Source organism: Ideonella flava (assembly GCF_051857595.1).
In the GTDB taxonomy this organism is placed as follows: Bacteria; Pseudomonadota; Gammaproteobacteria; order Burkholderiales; family Burkholderiaceae_C; genus Ideonella.
In genome coordinates, this window is the sequence record NZ_JBPZHD010000006.1 from 417,237 (window position 1) to 444,035 (window position 26,799).

Annotated in this window: 18 protein-coding genes; 15 read left to right on the forward strand and 3 right to left on the reverse strand. The window is 67.5% G+C overall.

Annotation, left to right across the window (positions count from 1 at the left end; translation table 11 throughout):
* Positions 1-26: 26 nt before the first annotated feature.
* The 7 genes from ACS5PM_RS15640 (at position 27) to ACS5PM_RS15670 (ending at position 12,472) form a co-directional block, all read left to right on the forward strand.
* Entirely contained in the window at positions 27-2,450 is a 2,424-nt protein-coding gene (locus ACS5PM_RS15640; protein ID WP_439388577.1) for a hypothetical protein, read from the forward strand.
* A complete protein-coding gene (locus tag ACS5PM_RS15645) occupies positions 2,447-2,995 on the forward strand; it encodes a shikimate kinase (protein ID WP_439388578.1) in 549 nt (182 codons plus the stop codon). The genes ACS5PM_RS15640 and ACS5PM_RS15645 overlap by 4 nt, the downstream gene beginning before the upstream one ends.
* Before the next feature lie 12 nt (positions 2,996-3,007).
* Complete coding sequence (aroB, locus tag ACS5PM_RS15650; RefSeq protein WP_439388579.1) at positions 3,008-4,126, forward strand: 3-dehydroquinate synthase; 1,119 nt, start codon at positions 3,008-3,010, stop codon at positions 4,124-4,126.
* A gap of 11 nt (positions 4,127-4,137) precedes the next feature.
* A complete protein-coding gene (locus ACS5PM_RS15655) occupies positions 4,138-5,319 on the forward strand; it encodes a deoxyguanosinetriphosphate triphosphohydrolase (protein WP_439388580.1) in 1,182 nt (393 codons plus the stop codon).
* Between the two features lie 51 nt (positions 5,320-5,370).
* Positions 5,371-6,090 (forward strand): transposase, encoded by a 720-nt coding sequence (locus ACS5PM_RS15660; RefSeq protein ID WP_439388581.1) that lies wholly within the window; start codon positions 5,371-5,373, stop codon positions 6,088-6,090.
* Between the two features lie 120 nt (positions 6,091-6,210).
* The gene (locus tag ACS5PM_RS15665) at positions 6,211-10,992 is read left to right on the forward strand and encodes a glutamate synthase-related protein (protein ID WP_439388582.1); all 4,782 of its coding nucleotides are present in this window, start codon (positions 6,211-6,213) and stop codon (positions 10,990-10,992) included.
* Positions 10,993-11,005: 13 nt separating this feature from the next.
* Positions 11,006-12,472, forward strand: a complete 1,467-nt coding sequence (locus tag ACS5PM_RS15670) for a glutamate synthase subunit beta (protein WP_439388583.1) — start codon at positions 11,006-11,008, stop codon at positions 12,470-12,472.
* A gap of 16 nt (positions 12,473-12,488) precedes the next feature.
* Here the strand turns inward: ACS5PM_RS15670 and ACS5PM_RS15675 are convergent, their stop codons facing one another.
* On the reverse strand, positions 12,489-13,160 hold the full coding sequence (locus ACS5PM_RS15675; protein ID WP_439388584.1) for a TetR/AcrR family transcriptional regulator: 672 nt from the start codon (positions 13,158-13,160) through the stop codon (positions 12,489-12,491).
* A 112-nt stretch (positions 13,161-13,272) separates the two neighbouring features.
* Positions 13,273-15,384: a winged helix-turn-helix domain-containing protein gene (locus tag ACS5PM_RS15680; protein WP_439388585.1), complete on the reverse strand. Its 2,112-nt coding sequence runs from the start codon at positions 15,382-15,384 to the stop codon at positions 13,273-13,275.
* Positions 15,385-15,667: 283 nt separating this feature from the next.
* On the opposite strand from ACS5PM_RS15680, the gene ACS5PM_RS15685 reads away from it, so the two are divergent.
* Both ACS5PM_RS15685 and ACS5PM_RS15690 read left to right on the forward strand, forming a co-directional pair.
* Complete coding sequence (locus ACS5PM_RS15685) at positions 15,668-16,477, forward strand: helix-turn-helix domain-containing protein (RefSeq protein ID WP_439388586.1); 810 nt, start codon at positions 15,668-15,670, stop codon at positions 16,475-16,477.
* Positions 16,474-17,010 carry a GGDEF domain-containing protein gene (locus tag ACS5PM_RS15690; protein ID WP_439388587.1) on the forward strand — a complete coding sequence of 179 codons (537 nt, stop codon included), beginning with the start codon at positions 16,474-16,476 and terminating at the stop codon, positions 17,008-17,010. The genes ACS5PM_RS15685 and ACS5PM_RS15690 overlap by 4 nt, the downstream gene beginning before the upstream one ends.
* Positions 17,011-17,032: 22 nt before the next feature.
* Here ACS5PM_RS15690 and ACS5PM_RS15695 read toward each other — a convergent pair whose 3' ends face one another.
* On the reverse strand, positions 17,033-19,261 hold the full coding sequence (locus tag ACS5PM_RS15695) for a winged helix-turn-helix domain-containing protein (RefSeq protein ID WP_439388588.1): 2,229 nt from the start codon (positions 19,259-19,261) through the stop codon (positions 17,033-17,035).
* A gap of 226 nt (positions 19,262-19,487) precedes the next feature.
* On the opposite strand from ACS5PM_RS15695, the gene ACS5PM_RS15700 reads away from it, so the two are divergent.
* The 6 genes from ACS5PM_RS15700 to ACS5PM_RS15725 are packed head-to-tail and all read left to right on the forward strand — an operon-like array spanning position 19,488 to position 26,796.
* A complete protein-coding gene (locus ACS5PM_RS15700; protein WP_439388589.1) occupies positions 19,488-19,928 on the forward strand; it encodes a type IV pilin protein in 441 nt (146 codons plus the stop codon).
* Positions 19,922-20,530, forward strand: a complete 609-nt coding sequence (locus ACS5PM_RS15705) for a GspH/FimT family pseudopilin (protein ID WP_439388590.1) — start codon at positions 19,922-19,924, stop codon at positions 20,528-20,530. The genes ACS5PM_RS15700 and ACS5PM_RS15705 overlap by 7 nt, the downstream gene beginning before the upstream one ends.
* On the forward strand, positions 20,527-20,964 hold the full coding sequence (gene pilV, locus ACS5PM_RS15710; protein ID WP_439388591.1) for a type IV pilus modification protein PilV: 438 nt from the start codon (positions 20,527-20,529) through the stop codon (positions 20,962-20,964). The genes ACS5PM_RS15705 and pilV overlap by 4 nt, the downstream gene beginning before the upstream one ends.
* Positions 20,965-20,966: 2 nt before the next feature.
* Positions 20,967-22,187, forward strand: coding sequence for a PilW family protein (locus ACS5PM_RS15715; RefSeq protein ID WP_439388592.1), 1,221 nt, complete (start codon positions 20,967-20,969; stop codon positions 22,185-22,187).
* 6 nt (positions 22,188-22,193) lie between these two features.
* Positions 22,194-22,823, forward strand: a complete 630-nt coding sequence (locus tag ACS5PM_RS15720) for a pilus assembly PilX family protein (protein ID WP_439388593.1) — start codon at positions 22,194-22,196, stop codon at positions 22,821-22,823.
* 37 nt (positions 22,824-22,860) lie between these two features.
* A complete protein-coding gene (locus ACS5PM_RS15725) occupies positions 22,861-26,796 on the forward strand; it encodes a pilus assembly protein (protein ID WP_439388594.1) in 3,936 nt (1,311 codons plus the stop codon).
* Positions 26,797-26,799: the final 3 nt, after the last annotated feature.

Sequence of the window (26,799 nt, forward strand, 5' to 3'; positions counted from 1 at the left end):
GCTGACGACGCATAGTGGAGCTCTCAATGATTCGACGGATGAAGGCCTGGGCACTCGGGCTGACCATGACCGCACTGCTGGCCGGTTGCGGTGGTGGCGGAGGCAGCGCAGGCGACTGCGCTCTGGGCTGCGGCGGCGGCGGCGGAAGTTCGGAGGTCGCGAACCTCATCATCAGTGGCGTCCCGACGTCGCTGGCCAACGGATCGGCCGATCCGGTGTCGATGACGGTCACCGCGGTCAATTCCTCGAACCAGGTGGTCTCGGGCGCGGCTGTCACCATCACCGCCGACAACGGTGGTGTGGTCATAGCGGACGGCACCGAAACGGACGACAGCGGCGAAGTGTCTGCCACGGTGAGCATCGGCGACGACACGACCCCCCGCACGATCACGATCACCGTCACCAGCGGCAGCGTGACCCGTACCAAGAGCTTTGCGGTCGTCGAAGGCTCGGGCGGGGGCTCGCCGGAAATGGTGATGAGCCTTTCCAGCCAGACCGTGACCGCCACGTCGCCGGCGACGGTGACGGTGACCTTGCGCGACGCCTCGGGCGTCGCCGTTCCCAGCGCAGTGGTGAACTTCGGCACCGTGGGCGGCCTGGGCACCTTCAGCGCCAACACGGCGCTGACCAACACGTCCGGCCAGGCATCGGTGGCGTTGTATCCGGCGTCCAGCACCACCTCGGGTGCCGACACGGTGACTGCGAGTGCAACGGTCGATGGCACCGTGGTCACGGCGACCAGCGGCTTCCAGATCACGGCGACGGAAGTGACCATCGCGTCGTTCACCTCCGACCTGGGCGGTGGCACGCTGAGTGCCTATGGCCAGGCCAACCTGACCGTGACTCTGGCTGGCACGACGCCCGGGACACCGGTGGCCCTGTCCATCGTCTCGCTGTGCGCCAACAAGAACAAGGCGACCCTCACGCCGGAGGCGCAGACGACCACCAACGGCACGGCCAGCTTCACCTACAAGGATGCCCAGTGCGGCGCCACCGACAGCGCGGACACGGTGCAGGTGACGATCACCGGCACCACCACGTCCTCTTCGCTGACCATCCCGCTGGCTTCGCCCAGCGCCAGCAGCCTGGGCTTCGTGTCGGCATCGCCCGAGACGATCTACCTGAAGAACTCGGGCTTCACTGAGACTTCGACGGTCACCTTCGTGGTCAAGGACGAGGCGGGCAACGCGCTGCCGAACCAGAGTGTCGTGCTGGAGCCGACCACGCTGGCCGGCGGCCTGACGATGGACGGCGGCTCTTCGGCGGTGACCAAGCTGAGTGATTCCAACGGGCAGGTCACGGTGCGGATCAATTCCGGCACGGTGCCCACCCCGGTGCGGATCAAGGCCACCCTCGAGGGGACCAACATCTCGACCGTCTCGAGCAGCCTGAGCATCGCGGTGGGCCTGCCTTCGCAGCTCAACTTCTCGCTCTCGCAGGCCACGATCAACATCGAGGGCATGGACTACGACGGGACGGTCAACAACTACACCATCTACGCCTCCGATCGCCTGGGCAACCCGGTGCCGGCCGGCACGTCGATCAACTTCGTCACCGAAGGCGGCCAGATCGAGTCCACGAAGCAGATCAGCATCACCGACGGCATCGGAAGCGCCACGGTCAATTTCCGGTCCTCGTCGCCTCGTCCCGCGGACGGCCGGGTCACGGTGCTGGCCTACGCGCTCGGCGAGGAATCCTTCCTCGACGTCAATGGCGACAACATCTTCACCACCGGCAGCGAGACGTTCCAGGACCTGGGCGACGTTTTCCTGAGCCGCAGCTTCAGCCAGACCTACGATCCGGTGCTGGACCAGTTCATCTCGCTCGGCATCACCGGCTCCAAGGCCTGCGCGGCAGTTGATCCGGTGAAGGACCCGAGCGGGCTGCTGACGCTGGACGCGACCATCCCGTCGGTGGCCGGCACCACCTGCGACGGCGCCTGGGGACGCGCCTATGTCCGGCGCGCCACCGAGACGGTGTTCTCGACCTCGACGTCGCGCCTGATGTGGTATCGCTCCGGTGCCGGCGTGATTGCCAATGTCGGCACGGCCAAGATCGACAGCGATTGCCAGACGTTCTCGGTGGTCGGCGACAGTGGAGCGAGCGGCACCTACTTCCTGATGGGCGCGGGCAAGCTGTACAACATGCCGAGCCAGGGCAGCCTGAAGTTCCTGGTCTCCGACACGAACACCAACCGGTTGAACCCGATGCCGGCGGGCACGGCGGTCACGGTCAGTGCCACGTCGGGCATCTCGGTGTCGGTCAGCGGTACGCCGATCCCCAGCACCTCCTCGGCCACGGGTGCGTCCATCCTGTACAAGTTCACTGACGCTGCGGCTGGCGCGATCTCGGTGACCACCACTTCGCCCAAGGGTGTCGCCACGTCGTACTCGTTCGATGTCACGACCGCGACGACGCCGGACACCGGCAAGAGCCAGTGTAGCCAGTGACCATCGTCCTCGTCGGCATGCCCGGCTGTGGCAAATCCACAGCCGGGCGTCAGCTGGCGCGGCAGATGGGCTGGAGTTTCGCGGACTCGGATGCAGAGATCGAAAGGCAGATAGGCTGCTCGATCCGCAGCTTCTTCGATCGCCAGGGTGAAGAGCGATTCCGCGAGATCGAGCAGGAGGTCGTCGAGCGCCTGGCCCGCCCCTCGCAGCTGGTATTGGCCACGGGCGGCGGGGCGGTGCTGAGGCCAGCCAATCGGCGCGCCCTGGCGCAGCCGGGCAACCACGTCGTCTACCTGAGAGCGACGCCGGAGGACCTGGCCCGGCGCCTGCGCCATGACACCCACCGGCCCCTGCTGCAAGGGGGCGATCCGCTGCGGCGCCTGCGCGACCTGTTCCGGCAGCGGGACCCGCTTTACCGGGAGGTTGCCAGCTTCGTGCTCGACACGGGGCGCACCTCCGTGCCGACGCTGGTGAATCTGCTGCACATGCAGCTCGAGATGGCGGGCCTGAATGCCAAGCCGGGTGGGCCGCAGCCGGGCGCTTAAACTCGCCCGCCTATGAATACCAAGGCCAATCCGGGCATGGGGCAGCCGCTGCCCACGCGAGTGCCGGTCTCCCTCGGCGAACGGTCCTATGACATCCTCATCGGCCCGGGGCTGCTGGCGGATGAGCTCGTGTGGCAGGGCTTGCCGGCGGCAAGCCACGCACTGATCGTCACGAACGAGACGGTCGCCCCGCTGTACGCCGAGAAACTGGCGGCCCGTCTTTCGGCGACGTACCGCCAGGTCCACCTCCTGGGCCTGCCCGATGGCGAGGCCTACAAGGACTGGACCACCTTGAATCGCATCTTCGACGTACTGCTGGCCGAGGGCTGCGACCGCAAGACGGTGCTCTTCGCGCTGGGCGGTGGTGTCGTTGGCGACATGACAGGATTCGCGGCGGCCTGCTACATGCGCGGTGTGCCGTTTGTCCAGGTGCCCACCACCTTGCTGGCCCAGGTGGATTCATCGGTGGGTGGCAAGACAGCGATCAACCATCCGCTGGGCAAGAACATGGTCGGGGCCTTTCATCAGCCCGCTCGGGTGATCTGCGATCTGGACACCCTGGCCACACTGCCTTCGCGCGAGATGAGTGCCGGCTTGGCGGAGGTCATCAAATACGGTCCGATCGCGGACCCGGTCTTCCTCGAATGGCTGGAGCAGAACATCGAGGGGCTGCGCAGGCGCCAGCCGGATCTGCTGGTCCATGCCGTCCGGCGATCCTGCGAGATCAAGGCCCAGGTGGTCGGGGCCGACGAACGAGAAGGCGGCTTGCGGGCCATCCTCAACTTCGGCCACACCTTCGGCCATGCCATCGAGGCGGGACTCGGCTTCGGGGCGTGGCTGCACGGCGAGGCGGTGGCAGCGGGCATGGTGATGGCCGCCGAACTTTCCGAGCGGCTGGGCCTCACGCCGCCCGGCCTGTGTCGGCGGCTGGCCCGGCTGATCGAGAGGGCGGGATTGCCTTCCCGCGGCCCCGCGCTGGGAACGGACGAATACCTTCGCCACATGCGCGTCGACAAGAAAGCCGAGGCGGGTGATATCCGTTTCGTCGTGATAGAGGGGCTGGGACGGGCCGCCTTGCGTACCGCGCCAGACGGCCTCGTGGCCGAATGCATTGCGGCCCACTGCGGCTGAGGGCCCGCAGCATGACCGGCGCCGGTCCCTTCGAACCCGCGCCACGCGAGTCCGGTCTCGCACCCTGGGCCAGCAGCGCCGCCGCGAGTCGTGGGCGAAAGGTCCCGGAGCCGCCGGCGCCGACCCGCACCGACTTTCAGCGCGATCGCGACCGCATCGTCCATAGCAGCGCCTTCAGACGCTTGGTCTACAAGACGCAGGTCTTCCTGAACCACGAGGGAGATCTTTTTCGCACCCGGCTGACCCATTCGCTCGAAGTCGCCCAGCTGGGGCGGTCGATCGCGCACAGCCTGGGCCTCAGCGAGGATCTGGTCGAAGCCATCGCACTGGCCCATGACCTCGGCCATACGCCTTTCGGCCATGCAGGCCAGGACGCGCTGAATGCGTGCATGGCCGGTCACGGCGGCTTCGAGCACAACCTGCAGAGCCTGCGGGTCGTCGACAAGCTCGAGCAGCGCTACCCGGAGTGGGATGGCCTGAATCTGTGCTTCGAGACCCGCGAGGGCATCCTCAAGCGCTGTCCCCTGGCCTTGGCGCGCCGCTGGGAGGAGACGGAAGCGGGTGGGATCGGCCAGCGATTCCTGCGCGGCCAACAGCCCAGCCTCGAGGCGCAGCTGACCAACCTTGCAGACGAGATCGCCTACAACGCGCACGACATCGACGATGGCGTGCGCTCAGGCCTGCTGGCCATGAGCCAGCTTCGGGAGGTGGAGCTTTTCGAGCGGTTCCACGAAGACACGCTTGCGCAGCATCCCGGGCTGGCGGCAAGAGGCGATCGAAGACTGCTGGCAGAGATCCTGCGCCGCATGCTTTCTGCGCAGGTCTACGACGTGATCGACACGACGCGGGCCAGGCTCGACGAAGCCAGGCCTGACAGCCCCGACGCCGTGAAATTGATGCCGCCGCTGGTCGGCTTCAGTCCGGCGATGCGCGAGGGCAGCGCCAAGATGAAGCGATTCCTGTACCGCGCCCTCTACCGCCACCCGCAGGTGATGGCGACCACCGATGCGGCGAAGCAGGTCATCGCCGACCTGTTCATGATCTACCGCGACCGCCCAGGCGAGCTGCCGCCGGACCATGCCGGAACGGCCGATCCGATGCGATCCATGGCCGATTACATCGCCGGCATGACGGACAGATTCGCGATCCGGGAGCACATCCGCCTCACCGGCACCCGGCTGTTCGCCGATTGACGCCAGCCTTCTAAAAGGGGTCGGGGTCGGGAAGCCGCCTAGACTCCGGTCATGGCACGGCAAGCAAGACTGACCTTTCCAGGTCACCCGCACCACCTTCTCATCCGGGGCAACAACCGCCAGCCGATCTTCGTCGACGACGAGGACCGACGCCGACTGCTGAGCCTGCTGGCCGAGGTGGCGAGAGAGCAGAAGGTCGCGGTTCACGCCTATGTGCTGATGCCGGACCATCTTCACCTGCTGGCCACCCCGCACAACGCCGAAGGCCTGAGCCGGAGCGTCCAGAACCTCGGGCGTCGCTACGTCGGGGCCTTCAACCACCGCCACGGGCGGTCCGGCACGCTCTATGAAGGACGCTACCGGGCGCATCTGCTGGGAGGCGCCAGCAACGTGCTCGCCTGCATGCGATTCATCGAGCTCAACCCCCAACGTGTCGGCCTGGCCACCGGCCTGCGCGAGTACGCCTGGTCCAGCCTGCTTCATCACCTGGGAGGCGCGAGGGATCCCTTGATCACCGATCCTGCGCCGTATTGGGCGCTGGGCAACACGCCATTCGAGCGGGAAGCGGCCTATCAGGCGTGGCTGGAGCAAGGGGTGTCTGCGGCCGAAGTGCAGCGCATGGTCTCGTCCCTGGTGAGCGGACGTCCGTTGGGGGATCCCGCCTATCTTGCCGAACTCGAGAAGCTCACGGGGCTGTCCCTGGCGCCCCGGAAGCGAGGGCGCCCTCCGAAGGTGCGGATTCCGGACCCGCACGACAGTGTCCCCAATTAAAACTGTTTCGAAATGGTGCAGTTAATAATACGTCTCTGACCCTCATTAAAAGCACTTGTCCCCCGCATGGCTTTCTCGTACCCTCGCGTTTCCCCTTAGCCAACGTCGAGGAGCGTTGCCATGCCCGAGGCCACGCCGCAGTTTCCCGCCGCCGCTGTCGAGACGACGCGGCACGAAGAAATCGAATCCCTGGCCCACCACGGCCTGTATGACAAGTCCAACGAGCATGACGCCTGCGGCGTCGGCTTCGTCGCCCACATCAAGGGCCAGAAGGCTCACGCCATCGTCACCCAGGGTCTGAAGATCCTGGAGAACCTCGACCACCGTGGCGCGGTGGGTGCGGACAAGCTGATGGGCGACGGCGCGGGGATCCTGATCCAGATCCCAGACGACTTCTTCCGCTCCGAGATGGCGGCCCAGGGTGTCACACTGCCGCCGCCGGGCGAATACGGCGTGGGCATGATCTTCCTGCCGAAGGAGCATGCGTCCCGGCTGGCCTGCGAGCAGGAACTGGAGCGGGCGATCAAGGCCGAGGGCCAGGTGCTGCTCGGCTGGCGCGACGTGCCGGTGGACATGGAGATGCCCATGTCTCCCGCCGTGCGCACCAAGGAGCCGGTGATCCGCCAGGTGTTCATCGGCCGCGGGGCCGACGTCATCGTGCCCGACGCGCTGGAGCGCAAGCTCTACGTCATCCGCAAGACCGCCTCGGCTGCCATCCAGGCGCTCAAGCTCACGCACAGCCGCGAGTACTACGTGCCCAGCATGAGCTGCCGCACGATCATCTACAAGGGCCTGCTGCTGGCCACCCAGGTCGGCCAGTACTTCAAGGACCTGGCCGATCCGCGCACCGTGTCGGCCCTGGCACTGGTGCACCAGCGCTTTTCGACCAACACCTTCCCGGAATGGCCGCTGGCGCACCCGTACCGGATGGTGGCCCACAACGGCGAGATCAACACCGTCAAGGGCAACTTCAACTGGATGCGCGCCCGTGAAGGCGTGATGAAGTCGCCGGTGCTGGGCGAGGACCTGAAGAAGCTCTATCCCATCAGCTTCTTCGGCCAGTCCGACACCGCCACCTTCGACAACACGCTCGAGTTGCTGACGATGTCGGGCTATCCGCTCGCCCACGCCGCGATGATGATGATCCCCGAGGCGTGGGAGCAGCACGAGATGATGGACGAGCGCCGCCGCGCGTTCTACGAGTACCACGCCTCGATGATGGAGCCCTGGGACGGTCCGGCAGCCATGGTCTTCACCGACGGCAAGCAGATCGGCGCCACGCTGGATCGCAACGGTCTTCGCCCCGCGCGCTACATCGTCACCAACGACGACCTGGTCGTGATGGCCTCGGAGTCCGGCGTGCTGCCCATCCCCGAGAACCGCATCGTCAAGAAGTGGCGCCTGCAGCCGGGCAAGATGTTCCTGATCGACCTGGAGCAGGGCCGCATCGTCGACGACGAGGAGCTGAAGAACCAGTTCGCCAGCGCGCGGCCCTATCGCCAGTGGATCGACAACGTCCGCGTGCGGCTGGATTCGATCCCCGCCAGCGAGGCGCAGCCGCCCGCTTCCAGCGAATCCCTGCTCGATCGCCAGCAGGCCTTCGGCTACACCCAGGAGGACCTGAAGTTCCTGCTCGCCCCCATGGCCACGGCGGGCGAGGAGGGCATAGGTTCGATGGGCAACGACTCGCCCCTGGCGGTGCTGTCGGACAAGAACAAGCCCTTGTACAACTACTTCAAGCAGCTGTTCGCCCAGGTGACGAACCCGCCGATCGACCCGATCCGCGAGGCCATCGTGATGAGCCTGAACAGCTTCATCGGCCCCAAGCCCAACCTGCTCGACATCAATGCGGTCAACCCGCCGATGCGGCTGGAGGTGTCGCAGCCCATCCTCGATTTCAAGGGCATGGCCAAGCTTCGTGCCATCGAGGGCTCGACCGGCGGCAAGTTCAAGTCCTACGAGATCGACATCACCTACCCGCTGGCCTGGGGCAAGGCCGGCATCGAGGCCAAGCTGGCCTCGCTGTGCGCCGAGAGCGTGGATGCGCTCAAGAGCGGACACAACATCCTGATCATCACGGACCGCCGGGTCAGCCGCTCGCAGGTCGCGATCCCGGCGCTGCTGGCGCTGTCGGCCATCCACCACCACCTGGTGCGTGAAGGCCTGCGCACGACGGCCGGCCTGGTGGTCGAGACGGGTTCGGCACGCGAGGTGCACCACTTCGCGGTGCTGGCCGGCTACGGCGCCGAGGCGGTGCATCCGTATCTCGCGATGGAGACCCTGGTGGAGATGCACCAGGAGCTGCCGGGTGAGCTGTCTGCCGAGAAGGCCGTCTACAACTACGTCAAGGCGATCGGCAAGGGTCTGTCGAAGATCATGTCCAAGATGGGCGTGTCGACCTACATGTCGTACTGCGGCGCCCAGCTGTTCGAGGCCATAGGCCTGAACAAGGACATGGTGTCCAAGTACTTCCGCGGCACCGCCACGCAGGTCGAGGGCATAGGCGTGTTCGAGGTCGCAGAAGAAGCGCTGCGCAACCACCGCGCCGCCTTCGGCGACGACCCGTTGCTGCAGAGCATGCTGGACGCGGGCGGCGAGTACGCCTGGCGCACCCGCGGCGAAGAGCACATGTGGACGCCGGACGCCATCGCCAAGCTGCAGCACAGCGCCCGCACCGGCAAGTTCGAGACGTACAAGGAATACGCCCAGATCATCAACGACCAGAGCAAGCGCCACCTCACGCTGCGCGGCCTGTTCGAGTTCAAGTTCGATCCGGCCAAGGCCATCCCGGTCGACGAGGTCGAGCCGGCGGTCGAGCTGGTCAAGCGCTTCGCCACCGGCGCCATGTCGCTGGGCTCCATCTCCACCGAGGCCCACACGACGCTCGCGATCGCCATGAACCGCATCGGCGGCAAGAGCAACACCGGTGAAGGCGGCGAGGATCCCGCGCGCTATCGCAACGAGCTCAAGGGCATTCCCATCACCGCCGGCACCAAGGTGTCGGACGTGATCGGCAACGGCGTGGTGGCCTCGGACTACGAGCTCAAGGAAGGCGACAGCCTGCGCTCGAAGATCAAGCAGGTCGCCTCCGGCCGCTTCGGCGTCACCACCGAGTACCTGGTCTCGGCCGACCAGATCCAGATCAAGATGGCCCAGGGCGCCAAGCCCGGCGAGGGCGGTCAGCTGCCCGGCGGCAAGGTCAGCGACTACATCGGCTTCCTGCGCTACTCGGTGCCGGGCGTCGGCCTGATCAGCCCACCGCCGCACCACGACATCTACTCGATCGAGGACCTGGCGCAGCTCATCCACGACCTGAAGAACGCCAACCCGCGCGCCTCCATCAGCGTCAAGCTGGTGTCGGAAGTGGGTGTGGGCACCATCGCCGCCGGCGTGGCCAAGTGCAAGGCGGACCACGTCGTCATCGCCGGTCACGACGGTGGCACCGGCGCCTCGCCGTGGTCGTCCATCAAGCATGCCGGCACGCCGTGGGAGCTCGGCTTGGCCGAGACGCAGCAGACGCTCGTGCTCAACCGCCTTCGCGGCCGCGTGCGCGTACAGGCAGACGGCCAGATGAAGACCGGCCGCGATGTCGTGATCGGCGCGCTGCTGGGCGCCGACGAGTTCGGCTTCGCGACCGCGCCGCTGGTGGTCGAGGGCTGCATCATGATGCGCAAGTGCCACTTGAACACCTGCCCGGTGGGCGTGGCCACGCAGGATCCGGTGCTGCGCGAGAAATTCGCCGGCAAGCCCGAGCACGTCGTCAACTTCTTCTTCTTCGTGGCCGAAGAGGCTCGCCAGCTCATGGCGCAGCTGGGCATCCGCAAGTTCGACGACCTCATCGGCCGCGCCGACCTGCTGGACACCCGCAAGGCCATCACCCACTGGAAGGCCAAGGGCCTGGACTTCAGCCGCATCTTCCATCGGCCGCAGGCACCGGCCGAGGTGGCGCGCTACCACGTCGAGGAGCAGGACCACGGGCTGGAGAAGTCGCTCGACCGCAAGCTGATCAAGCGCTGCGGCGATGCGCTGGATGCCGGCGAGAAGATCCAGTTCATGGAGGACACGCGCAACGTCAACCGCTCGGTGGGCGCGATGCTGTCCGGCGAGCTGATCCGCCGCCATCCCGAAGGCCTGCCCGACCACACGGTGTTCATCCAGCTCGAGGGCACCGGCGGCCAGAGCTTCGCGGCCTTCCTGGCCCAGGGCATCACGCTTTACCTCATCGGCGAGGCGAACGACTACACCGGCAAGGGGATGTCGGGCGGCCGCGTGGTGGTGCGGCCCAGCATCGACTTCCGCGGTGACGCGACGGCCAACATCATCGTCGGCAATACGGCGCTGTACGGCGCGACGCGGGGCGAAGCCTTCTTCCGCGGCGTGGCCGGCGAGCGTTTCGCGGTGCGCCTGTCTGGCGCCACCGCGGTGGTCGAGGGCACGGGCGACCACGGCTGCGAATACATGACCGGCGGCACGGTGGTGGTGCTGGGCAAGACGGGCCGCAACTTCGCGGCCGGCATGTCCGGCGGCATCGCCTACGTGTTCGACGAGGACGGCCAGTTCGCCAAGCGCTGCAACACCGCGATGGTGACGCTGGAGAAGGTGCTGACCGGCCAGGAGCAGGAAGACACCGTCGACCCGGCCATCTGGCACCAGCAGCAGACCGACGAGTCGCTGTTGAAGAAGCTGATCGAGGACCACCACAAGTGGACGGGCTCGCTGCGGGCGCGCGAGGTCCTGGACCACTGGGCCGATTCGCGCTCCAAGTTCGTCAAGGTCTTCCCGACCGAATACAAGCGGGCGCTGGGCGAGCTGCATGCGGCCCGCGAGACCATCGAAGCGATAGGCAAGGCGGCGGTGAAGAAGGGTGCCGCCAAGACCGGCAAGTCGTTGACCTCCAAGTAAGAGCACGAGAACCATGGGAAAAGTCACCGGCTTCCTCGAGTACGAGCGCATCGAAGAGGGCTACGCGCCCGTCCCGCAGCGACTGAAGCACTACAAGGAATTCGTCATCGGCCTGGCGGCCGACCAGGCCAAGGTGCAGGGCGCCCGCTGCATGGACTGCGGCACGCCGTTCTGCAACAGCGGCTGCCCGGTCAACAACGTGATCCCGGATTTCAACGACCTGGTCTACCGGGGCGACTGGAAGAACGCGATCACGGTGCTGCACAGCACCAACAACTTCCCCGAGTTCACCGGCCGCATCTGCCCCGCACCGTGCGAGGCCGCGTGCACGCTGAACGTGAACGACGACCCGGTCGGCATCAAGTCGATCGAGCACGCCATCATCGACCGCGCCTGGGAAGAGGGCTTCGTCGTGCCGCAGCCACCAGCCGTCAAGACCGGCAGGAAGGTCGCCGTCGTCGGCTCGGGCCCGGCCGGCCTGGCGGCAGCGCAGCAGCTGGCGCGTGCGGGCCATGCGGTGACGGTGTTCGAGAAGAACGATCGCGTCGGCGGCCTGCTGCGCTACGGCATCCCGGACTTCAAGATGGAGAAGTCGCACATCGACCGCCGCGTCGCCCAGATGGAGGCCGAGGGCGTCGTGTTCCGCACCGGCGTCATGGTCGGCGAGTTGCCCAAGGGCTCGAAGGTCACGAACTGGGCCAAGTCGACCGTCACGCCCGATGAACTGAAGGCTCAGTTCGATGCGGTTCTGCTCGCCGGCGGGGCCGAGGCCAGCCGAGACCTGCCGGTGCCGGGCCGCGATCTCGATGGCGTGCACTTCGCCATGGAGTTCCTGCCGCAGCAGAACAAGGTCAATGCGGGCGACAAGCTCAAGGGTCAGCTGCGCGCGGACGGCAAGCACGTCATCGTGATCGGCGGAGGCGACACCGGCAGCGACTGTGTGGGCACCAGCAACCGCCACGGCGCGGCCAGCGTGACGCAGTTCGAGCTGATGCCGATGCCGCCGGAGCAGGAGGACAAGCCGCTGACCTGGCCGTACTGGCCCTACAAGCTGCGCACCTCCTCCAGCCACGAGGAGGGCTGCCAGCGCGAGTTCGCCATCGCGACGAAGGAGTTCGTCGGCGAGAAGGGCAAGCTCACCGGCTTGAAGACCGTCCGCGTGGAGTGGAAGAACGGCAAGATGAACGAGGTCCCCGGCAGCGAGCAGGTGCTCAAGGCCGATCTCGCGCTGCTGGCCATGGGCTTCGTCAGCCCGGTGGCCACCGTGGTGCAGGGCTTCGGCGTCGAGCTGGATGCGCGGGGCAACGCCAAGGCCGGCACCGATGCGGCCACCGGCTACCGGACCAACGTGGACAAGGTCTTCGCCGCCGGTGACATGCGCCGCGGCCAGTCGCTTGTCGTCTGGGCCATCCGCGAGGGCCGGCAGGCGGCCCGCGCGGTGGACGAGTTCCTCATGGGCTCGACCAGCCTGCCCCGCTGAGGGCGGGGATGGCGGGTCAGCCGCCGAGGCTGGCCTGCCAGCCGGCGGCGATGTGGCGCATCAGGTGGCCCCGGCCGGCCGACGGCGTTCCGGCGGGCAGGGCCGGGTCGCTTCCCGGGAGCTCGGCCACGGCGAACTCCAGGATCGCGGCGATGGCGAAAGCCACCGCCCAGGCGCGATCGTTCGCTGCGCTGTCCGGATAGATTCGTTCGAGAGCGCGCTCGATCATCGAGCGGAACGGCTCGATGGCCAGCCCCATGGGGCCGCTGATGGCGAGCTCGGTGCCGTGGCGGTGCCGGGCCCACAGCCGCAGCACCGGCGGGCCATCCGGATCGGCCAGCAGGGTCTCGACCGGACTCAGCACCATCGTGAGGAGCTCTCGCGCATCGCCGACGCGGGCCTGGGCCAGGGCATGCCTGATCTCCAGCGCTGCATGGCCGAAGACGGGGCACCAGCTTCGCACCACGGCGGCGAACAGTGCGTGCTTGGCGCCGAAGTGGTGGTCGATGAGCGTGAGGCTCACGCCGGCTTCGCTCGCGATGTCCCGCAGGGACACTCCGGCGTACTCGTTCTCGGCGAACAGGCGCAACGCCACGCGGAGGATTCGCCGTTGCCGCAAGGACATGCCGGCATCGAAGGACAGGCAGGAACGGACTTCGTCCTGGACCAGCGGTTCGGAGAGTTCCATCAGGGCACGCGGCCGTACCGCGCGAGCGGCCGGCACTGAACAACATAGGAACCCTCAGACTACGGATCAAGCGTCCAGGCGTCTCGCACGTGGGCGCAAGCCGGCTTGACGATCAGCGCAAGCGGGGGTGAGTTTCCACACCCAGCTCCGCAGCCAGCCCGCGGCAGGGGGGCAAGGCCTCCGCCCACGCCCCCAGCCTTTGCAGCACGCCGGCCGCCAACGCGAACTGGCGGCCTTCGAACAGGGCCTGTGCCAGGTCCGCCATGACCAGCGCACGCCACACGCTCGCCGGCGCGCTTTCGGCCGCGTCGCGCAGCAGGGCCAGCGCGGTGTCGGACGAGCCCTCGGCCGCCGCGCGGCGCGCGCGAAGCCATGTCAACGCGCTCTGCAGCTCGGCGTCCTGGTGCGCCGCCGGGAACGAAACGATTCGTGTCAAGGTTTCTGCGGCGGCGGCGTGCTCGCCAGCGTCCATATACAGCGCCGCGAGCCACGGAGCAGTGTCGTGTGCGTGCAGCCAGGCTCCGGCGCGCTCGTGTCGCGACACCGCTTCAGCCATCGTGAGCATGGCTTCGGGCAGCCGGCCCTCGGCCCATGCCTGATGGGCTCTGGCCATGTTGGCGCTGGCTTCGGCGCCGGGCTGGCCGCTGAGGCCACGGCGGGCGAGTGCGGCGATGGCTTGCGCTCCGCGTGCCGGCTCGCCCGTCAGGCGGCCCAGCAGGCAAAGCGTCTCTGCGGCCGAGCTCAGCACGCCGAGCGCATTCATTTCGTCGGCCGAACGCAGCGCCGAGGCGGCACATTCGCCGGCTTCGTCCAGCCGGCCGAGCTGCAGTGCCATCCGGCCTTCCAGGTCGATGGTGGAGGCCAGGTCGCGGCGAAGCCGATCGCCGTCCGACTGACGCGCGGCCAGGCGGATCGCCTCGTAGCCGCCTTCCAGGTCTCCCGTGCGCGCACGCACACTGGCCAGGCTCACCTCCGCCCAAAGGCCCTGGTGGAGATTGCCGTGCCGCTCGCTGCACTGCCGCGCCTGCAACAGCAGTTGCCGGGCCAGGTCGAAGTCGCGCTGACGGATGGCAAGGGTGGAGCGCAGCAGGAGCGTCAGGGTCTGTGACTCCGACGGTTCGGCCTCGGCCGTCAGGCGGATGGCGGCGTCGAGCTGCTCGCGGGCAGGCTCGAGCAGGCCCTTGTTGAGCCAGGTGCGTCCCAGCGCCTGGCGGATCTCGGCGGCCCGTGCGAAGTCGGCTGCCGCCAGGGCATCGGCCAGGAGACGGTCACCCACCGCGAGCGCACGCTCGTCGCCCATCGGCGCCAACGCCCGCAGATACTCGAGTTCGATTTCCCGCGCCTGCGGCTCCGCATCCAATACCACGCGGAAGAGGTTGGCGGCCTCGCGCCAGCGCTGCTCGGCTGCCATCTGCAGGCCGCGCATCAGGGCGCGCGACGCGAAGGGATCGGCCACCGGATAGGCCGCCGGCAGGCTTCTCGCGCGCTGGTCGAGCAGCAGATGCTCCAGCAAGTCCGCCGTGGCCCGCCCGAGCGAGGGCAGATCCGCGCCCTGCAGGCGATGGCGGCGGCTGCTGTCTTCCCCGTGCACCGTCACGTCGAGCGCGAAGTCGACGCCCTCGGCGAGGACGATGCCCTGGACGACCCGCTGCACCGCCAGCATGGGTCGCAGCGCCTGCGCTCGCGCCGGCCCGTCGGCGCCTGCCGGCAGGGCGTTCAATGCCATGAGCACCGAGCTGACCGGCGCCACCACCAGGCGAGGATCGCCGGCAAGGGCCTTGACGGTCAGTGTCAGCAGCCCGAGTTCGACCCAGTCGAACTCCGGGCGTCCGGTCCGGTTCTCGAAGGGCAGCAGCGCGACGGACGGGGTCGCGGTCTGCGCGCGCCGGCCCGGCATCGCCGTGGGCACGACAGACACCGGGGCGACGAACCGGTAGCCGACGCGCGGCACGGTCCGCACCAGCCTGCCGTCGCGGTCGTCGTCGCCCAGGGCCCGGCGCGCCTTCATCACGGCGCGCGCGATGACGCCCACCGACACCGGCTCGTCGGGCCAGACCTCGTCCAGCAGTTCCTCCTTGGTGACGACGCGGTCGTGGTGGCGTACCAGCCAAGCCAGCAGGTCGAACACGCGCGGTTCGAGCGCGACCGGCTGGCCCGCACGAGCCAGCACGCGCCGGCCGGGGCACAGCTCCCAGTCCTCGAACCTGAATTCCTTGTCTTGCATCTGTGTCGGGGTGGGTCCTGAACGTGCGATCCGTTGACTATTGCCGTTCGGGGGCGGCGCACTCGGCCGGCGTCAGCACTCCATCAGAAATCGATCATGACGGGTGTTCAGCACCCCCCTAGTCTTCGGGACACGTGATGATGACAGCCTTGTCAATGACATGCGTCCATTTGAAGTTGAACTAGATCTCGCCGCCGATCCGCCCGACGCCATGCCCGTGGCGCACCCGGGGGGCTGGCGTTTGCGCGCCAGGACAGACGAACCGCCTCTGCGTGAGTATGCGGTGCGGCCACTGGACGGCGTCCCTGTCGACTCCATGCGGCTCGGGCCTTGCTCGGCCCGCCGACCCGCCGGCCTCGATGGCGCCCTGTGGTTGAGCTATGTGGTGGACGGCTCGGCCCTGGCCACCAGCGGCCGTCGGCGCCAGACCTTGACCGCCGGCGATCTCGCGATCTGGCCGGACGAGCGTTCAGTCACGCTTCACGTCACCGGTCAGTTGCACCTGCTGTCGATGGCGCTTCCGCCGCGGCGGTGGGCCCATCTCGTTCATCCGGACGAGGATGCGCCCTGCATCCGGATCTGCCACGACAGCCCCATCGGTCCCATGCTGGCGGGATTCTTCGATGGCCTGGGCCGGCGACTGCCCGACATGGACGAGCAGCACGGGGCGATCGTCGTCGACATGGCCCAGGCCCTGTTGAACCGCTGGGTGGACGGCCGGCGTCTGGCCTCTGGTGCTCCCGCCCCGCATCCCATGCTGGCCCGCGTGCTGGCGCATGCGGATGCCCACCTCGGGGATCCGGACCTCACGCCGCAGTCCCTGGCCGCGGCGCACGGGATGTCGGTGCGCAGCCTGCACCTGCTGTTCGAGCGCGAAGGCCTGAAGGTGGCGCAATGGATCCGCGACCGGCGGCTGGAGAGATGCCGCGACACGCTCGCGCGACCGGAATGGCAGGGGCGCATCATCGACCTCGCCTTGCAGTGGGGCTTCAACGACCCATCGCACTTCAGCCGGGTCTTCCGCCAGCGCTACGGCCGCGCGCCCCGCCAGGCGCGGGCCCTCGCAGTGCAGTCCTCATGGAGTGCGTCATGAGCCTGGCGCGGTCGGCGCTGACGCTCATGGTCCAGGAGCAGCCGGCTCGGCTCGGCGATGCCGCGGACTTCGAGCAGACGCTGTCGGCCCTGTGCGAGTCGGCGCCGCTGTCCGCGCTGTCGGTGGTCATCCTCGAACTCGACGGCTTCGAACGCCTCGTGCTGCGGCACGGTCCGTCGCGTGCCGAGGATTGCCTGCGGCAGGTCGCCGTGATCGTGCAGGACGGCCTGGGCCGCGTGCCGGCGCAGGCCTTCCGCCTGGAGGGGCCCCGCTTCGGTCTGCTGCTGCCCAGTACCAACGCCAGCATGGGCCAGTCGCTGGCCGAGGCCCTGCGGCGGCGGATCGCGGCGCAGGTCACCAGCTTCGATGGCCGCATGGTGCGCCTGACGGCGACGACCGGAGCCGCTTCGAGAGTGCAGGGTACGCGCTGTGGTGCGAAGGCCATGCGCGAGGCCGCCGAGACGGCGCTCGCGCAAGCCCGGGCCTCGCAGGCCTGCCATGTCTGCGTCCGCGCGCCGGTCGGCGCCGCCTAGGAAGCGAGCGGTGAAAAGGTCTTCACCACAGGGTCGGCAGCCAGGGCGCCGGCGGCACGACCAGCGCCCTGCCATCGGCGGCGGCCTCGTAGCATCGCCCGAACTCGCTGAGTGCCCGGGCGGCGGGGGCGGTCGCCACCGCGTCGAACCGGCGTTGGAACATTTGCGCGGCTCTCATATCGCCCCGCGCGGCGTGCCAGCGCGCCTCGACGGCCTGGGCGACCGGATGCTCGTCGTGCCACGCGCCCAGGCCATCGAGCCGTCGGCGGGCCCGTTCCAGGTCCCCCGCCTCGATGTCGAGCCAAGCCGCGTCGATGCCGGCCAGGGCGGACCACGGCGCCACGTCCTGACCGATCAGTCGGGCCAGGTCCTGCCGGGCGGCTTCGTGCCTTGCCTGGGCATGCAGCAACGTGGCGCGCGCATACGCCAGTCCTGCCTTCAGCGACGCCGCTGCGTCTCGAGGGTCTTGCTCGGCCAGGACGGACTCCGCTTCATCGAGCTGGCCGGCGCGGATGGCGAACAGGAGCCACCACGGCAACAGCTCGGCCTGTGTCGGTTGCTCGCCGCGTTCGATCGAGCGGTGTCGTGCCGCTTCGAGAAGCCTGGCCGCACGGGTCGCGTTGCCATGGACCGCGGCGTTGTAGGCCTGCACCGAGAGCAGTTCGATCTCGTCGCCTTCCGGGTCGGAACCATGCCCGAGCCCGGTCAGGCGCGCGAGCAGGCGATCGGAAGCGTCGGCCCGGCGCAGGTGGAAGCAGGTCAATCCGAGCGGCGTGCAGGCCGCGGCCAGGTGATAGTGGTCGGGCAGCGAAGCGGCTGCGGCGATGCTCTGCTCCGACGCGTCGGCGGATTCATGCAGACGCCCGAAGGCGGCGTAGTCCTCCGCCAGGTTGTTGGCCGCGTCGACGAAGTAGCGATGCAGGCGCAGTTCGCGGCTGCGCTGCATGACCTCACGCGACAGCGCCATCGACTGCGCCAGGTCGCCCCGGTTCGCGGCAATGAGCGCGCGGTGCGTGAGGCAGGCCAGGGCATCGATGCGGTTGCCGCTGGCTTCGCAGAGCTGCCGCACCCGATCGAGCGGCGCCTCGCCCTCGGCCCAGGCGCCCCGGCTGAGAGCGGCTGCCGACTGCCACAGCAAGGTCTGGATCATCCAGGCGGTCGGCTCCTGGGAGTCGGCCAGCTCCAGCGCGCGAGCGAGATGAACTCCGGCTTCGACGTAGGCGCCCTGGTTGAGGGCGAGACGGCCCAGGGCCTGTTCCACGCGGGCCTGCTGCCGGCGGTCGCCCCTGGCGACGGCGCGCTGCAGCAGGGCCTGGCCCGCCGCCTGTGCCGAAGGTTCTCCCAGCGCGGACTGGCAGCGCAGCAGCTCGAGCTGCAGCGTCTCGTTGTCCGGGGCCGCATCGAGCACCATGCGCATGAGGTTCACCGCAGCCGGCCAGCGTTGTTCCGCGGCTGCCTGCAGCGCACGGGCCATGGCTTCGTCGATCAGCGGGTCGCCCGGTTCATCGCCCATGGCGCTGCGACGCAGTCCGGGCAGCAAGGCATCGGCCAGTTGGCGGGCCAGGCCGGTGGCCAGCTCCGTGGGCCGGGCACTGATGCCCGTCACGAAGCCGCCCTCGGCGCGCTCCGCATCGTCCGCGCCGATCCATCGAGCGCGCAGGGACAAGGTCGAAGCCTGGCCGGTCACGCTGACGGCCACCACGCGTCGCACACCGAGCAGGCGACGCAAGGCATCGGCGCGTTCGCGTGCCGGCGCTTCGGGCGGCAGGCTCTCGAGGGCCGACAGTACGTTGGCCGTCGAAGCGACTTCGAGGTGCGGCTGCATCGCGAGCGCGCGCGCCACCAGCGACATCAATCCCAACTCCACCCAGTCGAGCTGGCGATCGCCTGTCTGGTTGTCGAACGGAAGCAGGGCGAGCGGCAACGGGCGGCCTTCGCCTGCAGTCGCCACCTGGCCCACGAAGCGGTAGCCGATGCGCGACGAGGTCTGGATCATGGAGCCGGCCACTTCGCCGACGGCGCGGCGCGCCAGCATGACGGCACGCGACAGCGTTCCGGCCTTCACTCGCTGGCCAGGCCACAGTGCGGCCAGCAGTTCATCGTGGCTCACCACCCGGCTTCGGTGGCGCAGCAGGTAGTGCAGCAGGTCGAAGGGCTTGGGCTCTATGGGCTGTCGAACATCGGCTCGCCAGAGCTCGCGTCGCGCGGCATCCAGCAAGCAGTCTGCAAATCGGTATTCGGGATCTTCCATCGGGGGCGCGAGACGTCCTGGAGTCCTGATCGATTGTGCCGTGCGGGAACACCACGTTGCACCCTGATGACACGGACTCCGTTCGTCGCCAGGACCGTGCCGCTCATCCGCCCAACGTCCCGTGTGTCCGCCATGACACACACGGGTTGCGGCGCGGAAACCTTAGCCTTCGAGACTGCGCGTCGCCAGTCCGACCGGCACTGACTTCGTTCGTTAGAGGTATCGCTTGAAATCCAACAGAAACCACCGCTCGGCCGGCTTCACCCTGATCGAGATGATGATCGTCGTGGCGATCATCGGCATCCTGGCCGCCGTCGCGCTGCCGTCGTACCGCAACTACGTGCTGCGCGGAAAGATCGTCGACGGAACGAACAAGCTGACGTTCCTGCGGGCCAAGATGGAGCAGTTCTACCAGGACAACCGGACGTACGAAGGCAAGACCAGCGCCTGTTCGACGGCCGGCAACTACGACACCACGGAGTTCAAGTTCAGCTGCACCGACGTGGGCAGCTCGGCCTACACCGTCGTGGCCAAGGGGCAGGGCGGGTTGTCTGATTTCGAGTACACGATCAATGCCAGCGGCACCATGGCGACCACCGGGCTGCCATCGGACTGGGGCACCGCGAAGTCCGGTTGCTGGATCACCAAGCCGGGTGGCACATGCTGACCAGGACCCGGGAAGGCCAGCGAGGCTTCTCGCTGATCGAGCTGGTCATCGCCATCACCATCGTCGCCCTGCTGCTGCTGGTGGCCGTGCCGGCCCTGCAGAGCTGGGTGTCGGACGCGCGTGTGCGCACGGCCGCCGAGTCCTTCCAGAACGCGGTGCGGCTGGCTCAGGCGGAGGCGGTCAAGCGCAGCCGCACGGCGGTCGTGATGCTGACCGACAGCACGCCATCGATCGACGCCAAGCCGAACAAGAACGGAAAGAGGTGGGTGGTCCGGCTGCTCGAGCGATCGACGACGGACGACGACGAGGGCAGCCTCTTCGTGCGTGGCGGCGGCGAGGCCTCGTCGGGTGACGTGACGGTGGGCGGCGACATCAGCCTGATCTGCTTCAACGCCCTGGGCCAGCAGACCGGGCTCAGTGGCACTGCCAACGGCCTGTCGGTCGACTGCGACAAGAGCGACAACACCGCCGTCAGTTTCAGCCGCATCAGTGGTCGCACCCTCAAGGTGCTGGTCAACCTGGGCGGCAAGGTCCGGCTGTGCGACGCCGAGAAGACCTTCTCCGAATCCCAACCCGACGGTTGCCCGTCGACTGCCTCATGAGCACCCTGCGCCCGCGCCGCGCGTCGAGCCGTCCTGCACGGACTCGGGCGCGCGGCTTCACCTTGATCGAGGTTCTCGTCTCGCTGCTCGTCTTCTCGGTCGGCATCCTCGGCATGGCCGGACTGCAGGCGATGTCCACGCGAACGTCCGTCGATGCCTCCGAGCGCAGCCGTGCTGCCCTGATGGCCAACGAACTGATCGCCCAGATGTGGCAGGCCCGCGATACCTCGCTCAGCGAGGACGTGGTGCAGGCCTGGGGAGACCGGCTGGCCGACACGACGGTCTCCGGCCTGCTCGATGGCAAGGGAGTCATCACCGAGCTGGATGACGCCGCCGGCAGCGTGCTGATCACCATCACCTGGACCTCGCCGGTGCGGGACAACGTGACGAGCACCTACATCACCGAATTCGCGATGCCGCCCGACACGGAATGAGCATGCAGTCCCCCCTTCATGACCTGCCGCGCACGAGCCAGCGCGGCTTCAGTCTGGTCGAGCTGATGGTGGCCCTGGCCGTCGGCATGGTCCTCACCCTGGCGGTCTTCGGAGTGCTCGCTACGGCAGAAAGCCGCAAGCGGGTCACCACGGGCCTGAACGACCTCGAGCAGGCCGGCAACCTCTCGCTGTACCAGCTCGACCAGTGGGTGCGCAGCGCGGGCAGCGGATTCTCCGGAACCGCGGTGGTCGACAAGAGTGCCTACGGCTGCCTGCTGCGCGCGATGCGGAAGAACGAGCAGACGCTGCCGCGCACCGAGGCGCTGCCGGCGCCCTTCGCATCGGTCGACCCTGACGGCGAAGGCAACTTCCCGCTGATGCCGGTGATGATCCTGCCGGGCAAGACGACACCGGGCGAGAGCGGCAGGGCATCGGACGTGCTGGTGATCATGGCTGGGGCGTCGAGCATGGGCGGCGCGGGCCTGTCGATGACGGCCGATCCTTCGTCGGACAGCCTGTCGCTGAACAACACGCTGGCCTTCTCGGCGGGCGACCTGCTGATGATGGCGGACAAGTCCGTCGGCAGCACCTGCCTGCTGACCCAGGTCTCGAGCAGCTTCAAGAGCGACAAAGGCGCCGCCACGACGCTGACGCTGGGAGGCGACTTCTACGCCGCGACCGTCGACGGCACATCGGTCGCCGAGAGCTTCAAGCACGACAGCGGCGTGCTGCTCCCGATGGGCTCGGCCACCACCAACGCGCCTCAGTTCCTGGTGCTCGGCGTGGGCGACAACAACACGCTCTACAGCTACGACCTGCTTCAGCTCGCCGGCTCCGATTCAGCTCTGCAGGCGCGGGCCGACAACGTGTTCGAGATGCACGCGCTGTACGGCGTCGACAAGGATGCGGACGGCAAAGTGGACCAATGGGTGACCGGCGCGGACGGCGGCGACTACGCGGTGGCCAAGCTGATGGCCGGCACGACCGCGGCGCAGACGCTGATCAAGCGCATCAAGGCCGTACGCATCGGCCTGATCCTGCGCACCCCCTTGCCCGAGAAGAGCGCCGAGGACACCTCGACCCCTGGAGCGCTGAACCTCTTCGAGGACCTGGGCGAGACGCTGACGTATACGCGTGACCTCAAGGGCGATGAACTGCGCTATCGCTACCGGACCATGGAATCCACGCTCGTGCTGCGCAACAACACGGTGATGAAGGACTGACGCCGCATGCGCTCGATTTCACGCTCATCCCGCCGCGGCCAAGGCGGCATCATCATGGTGGTCACGCTGATCGCGCTGGCCGTGCTGCTGCTGGGCGGCGTGGCGCTCATGCGCTCGTCGGACACCTCCAGCGCGCTGGCCGGCCAGATCGGCTTTCGCCGCGACCTGAAGAACCAGGGCGAGCGGGCCATGTCGATGGCCATCACCTCGCTGAAGTCCGGTGCCTTGTCGGCCGCGACGACGCGCCTGACCAGCCTGGCCTCGTCCAACTACTCGGCGGTTCAACTCGAGGCCAACGACAACGGCATCCCGAAGGTCCTGCTGAAGAGCGATTCGGACTTCAAGGCGGCCGGCTACACGGTCAACATCGTCGATGCCGACAGCTCCGAGGCCAACGCCACCTCGGGGGTCAAGGCGCGCTACGTGATCGACCGCCTCTGTCTCGCCACAGGCACCACCGACGCTGCCAGCTGCAGCAAGACCGACGTGGTGGTCCAGAACAACGGCCAGGACAGCAACTCGCAGAAGGCCGACACGTCCTTCCGCTCGATCAACCTGGTCGTCTACCGGATCTCGGTGCGGGTCGACGGCCCGCGCGGCACCCAGGCCTTCTTCCAGTCCACCGTGGCGCGCTGACGCGTCCGCCCGCCCCTGCCTCTTCCAAGAACGATCGATGAACCCGACCTTCTCGCTTGTGAAACGATTCCGGCACGCTGCGGTGGCGGCCACGCTGGCCGGGGTGGCCCTGGTGGCCAACGCCGTCACCCTGGCGGACTCGCCGCTGTTTTCGTCCATCTCGGTGCCGGGCAACCTGATCCTGGCGCTGTCGGTGGAATGGCCGACGGCGACGACGCCGGCCTATCCCAGCACGACGGCGTACGCCGCGACGAGCACGTTCTACGGGTACTTCGATCCGAACAAGTGCTACCGGTACGTCTACGACTCGACCACGCCGTCCAAGAGCTACTTCACGCCCTACGGGAAGGCGAGCTCGCATACCTGTTCCAGCAGCTCCTCGGTGCAGCTGTGGAGCGGCAACTACATGAACTGGTCGTCCATGCAGACGCTGGATGCCTTCCGGTGGGTGTTGACGGGCGGCTACCGGAGCGTGGATCTCGTCAACAACACGGTCTTGACCAAGACCTACGCGGCACAGAACAGCGGGGTGATGCCGGAGAGGACGCTGTCGAGCTCGTCCCTGGCCGGTGCGACGCCGTTCACGTCGGACAATTGGACCACCGGCGCCACGACGCGGGTGCGCTTTCTCGGCACGCGGATGTGGATCGCGGGAACGGACACGACGTTCACCTCGGGTTCGGCCCAGTCCGATGCCAAGATCGTGGCGTACAACGGCCAGAACTCGTACGTCAAGAAGAACAGCAGCGACTATGCAGACCCGGCCACGACGTACGAGGTCTACGTCAATGTCAAGGTCTGCGACACGACGGTAGGTGTGGAGGACAACTGCACGTCCTACACCGGCGGCTACAAGCCCGAGGGCCTCATGCAGGCCTACGCTTCTAAGCTGCGCTTCTCGACCTTCGGCTACCTGAACCACAACGGCGACACGAGCCAGCAGCGCGACGGCGGCGTGATGCGGGCCCGGATGAAGTACATCGGCCCCACCAAGCCCGTTCCCGGCTCTGCAGCGGTGACCAACGGCGCGACCGAATGGGACAGCACCACCGGCATCATGGTGGTGAACCCGGACACCGCCGATGCCAAGGACACCGTCAGTACGGCAGCGAGCGCCGGATGGACCGTGTCCGTGGACAACAGTGGCGTGATGAACTACCTGAACAAGTTCGGGTACTTCTCCCAGAGCTACAAGGAAAAGGACCCGGTCAGCGAGATGTACTACGCGGCCCTGCGGTACTTCAAGAACCTGGGCAATGTCAGCTCGTACACGCGGCTGTCGAATGCCGGCAGCAGCGCCACCGCGCAACGCTGGCTCGACGGGTTCCCGATGATCACGAGCTGGGACGACCCGCTGCTCTACACCTGCCAGAAGAACTTCGTGCTGGGCATCGGCGACGTCAACACGCACCGTGACGCCAACCTGAACGGCAGCACCATTCGCAGCGGCCTCGAGCCGGCATTGCCGAGCGAGGTCACGGCCGACACTTCGGTCAACGTCGCCACGGCCACCAACATGGTGGGCGCACTCGAGGGCATCAGCAACCTGGCCAACTATTACGGTGACTCGAACGGCACCACCTGCGCCAACTCCGGCAGCCAATGCCATTCGTACTACGTCGCCGGGCTGGCCTACGACTCGCATACCAAGGACATCCGCAGCGATCTGGCCGGCGAGCAGACGGTCAACACCTACTGGATGGACGTGCTCGAGAACCAGGTCTTCCAGCACAAGAACCAGTACTGGCTGGCCGCCAAGTACGGTGGTTTCGACGTGCCGACGGGCTTTTCTCCGTACGCCAGCGGCAATGGCACCGGCACGCTGGATGAATCGACCTGGTACACCTCCACCGATACCCTGGCGGTCGGCAAGATCGGTCTGAACTATTCCACCGACGTGGCAGGCCAGAACTCGTCGAAGGGCAGCGACAAGCGGCCCGACAACTACTTCCCCGGCAACCGGCCCGAGTTGATGAAGGATGGCCTGACCAAGGCCTTCGCCAAGATCGCCAAGGAGTCGAGCGCCACGACAACGACGGCCTTCAGCCCGCTCACGCGCAAGACCTCGTCCGCCGGGATGGCGAACTACAGCGCCAGCTACGACCCGGCGAACTGGACCGGCAAGGTGATCGCGTCGAAGCTGGTGGCCAATTCCGACGGAACCACCACCAGCACGGACATCTGGGACGCACAGACCATCCTGCAGGACACGAAGCCGAGCGACCGCAAGATCGTCACCTGCTGCACCTCGGCCGGTGCGGCGCTGCCCTTCACGAGCAGCGCGCTGAGCGGAGCCACCCTGAACACGCGCACCAACTACACGTCCTTCGCGAGCGTGCCCGGCGTGGCTGCCACCGGCCAGTCGGCTGCCAATTTCGTGTCGTACCTCCGCGGTGACACCACCAAGGAAGTGGGCAGCGGCGGCGTCTATCGCAAGCGCAGCTTCCTGCTGGGCGACATCGTGGACTCCAAGGTCGAGATCGTCGCGGCGCCGAGCTTCCCTTACTTCGACAAGTACAACCCGGGCTACAGCGGCTTCAAGGGCAGCTACGCCAAGCGCGACACCATCGTCTACGTCGGCGCGAACGACGGGATGATGCATGCCTTCGACGGCTCGCTCACCAGCACGACCAAGGGCACGGAGCGCTTCGCCTACATCCCGAGCTTCACCTACGGGGACAACTCGGCCACGTCCGACCGCTACTTCGGCACCTACGGCCTGGCCTCGCTCGGCAACCCGAGCTATTCGCACCACTACTTCGTCAACGCGACGCCCAAGCAGTTCGACGTCGACCTGGCCAATGCGGCGGGCTCGACATCGAACAACACGAACTGGCGCACGCTGCTGATCGGCGGGATGGGCAAGGGCGGCAAGGGCTACTACGCCATCGACGTCACCGACCCTTCCACCTGGACGAGCGAATCCGCCGTTGCCGGCAAGGTGCTGTGGGAGTTCACCGATTCGCGCATGGGCTACACCTTCGGTGACGCGCACGTGGTGAAGACGGCCAAGTACGGCTGGGTCGTGATCCTTCCGTCCGGCTACAACAACAGCGACGGCAAGGGCTACATCTTCATCGTCAACCCCGGCACGGGTGCCTTGCTGCAGGCGATCGCGACGCCGAGCGGCGACACTTCGTCGCCGATCAACCTGGCCCACATCCGCGCCTTCATCAACGACTACGACGACTACACCGCAGATTCGGTCTACGCCGCCGACTTGCGGGGCAATCTCTGGCGCTTCGACCTCACCGGCAGCGACACCTACGCCGCGCCGACGAAGATTGCCACCCTCACCAACGCCAGCGGCGATCTGCTGCCGACGACCACCCCGCCGCTGCTGGGCGTCGACCCGACGACCAAGAAGCGCTACGTGATGGTCGGCACCGGCCAGCAGCTGTCGGACAGCGACATCAACAGCACGACCCTGCAGGCCTTCTATGCCATCGTCGACGGCACGGGCGACACGGGTGGCTTCTTCACCGACAAGACGCTGCCTTCGCCCTACAAGTTCCCCATCTCACGCAGCGACCTGACCGCGGTGACCAGCTTCAAGTCGGAGCTGGGCAAGGAGGCCTCCGCCATGGGCTGGTACTACGACCTGTCCAGCGGCAGCACCGGCATCGCCGAGAGGGTGAACGTGGAGGGCGACGTGGCGCTGGGCCTGGTGGGCTTCTCGGCCAACCTGCCTGACGGCGACGCCTGCTCGCCGGGGGGGTCGAGCCGGACCTTCGCAGTGCGCTTCGCGACGGGCAAGAGCGCGTTCGTGGATTCGGGCGGCAACGTGAGCGAATACATCAGCAGCACCGACACCACCACCGACCTGCTGTTCACCAAGGACCCCGACGGCAGCATGTCGCTCACCCGCGGCGGGGTGACCAAAGGGACGGCAACAGTCACCACCAACAAGGTGGACAACGCCATCTCCAAGTTCAAGTTCCTCAGCTGGCGTGAACTCTCCACGGTGGATTGAACC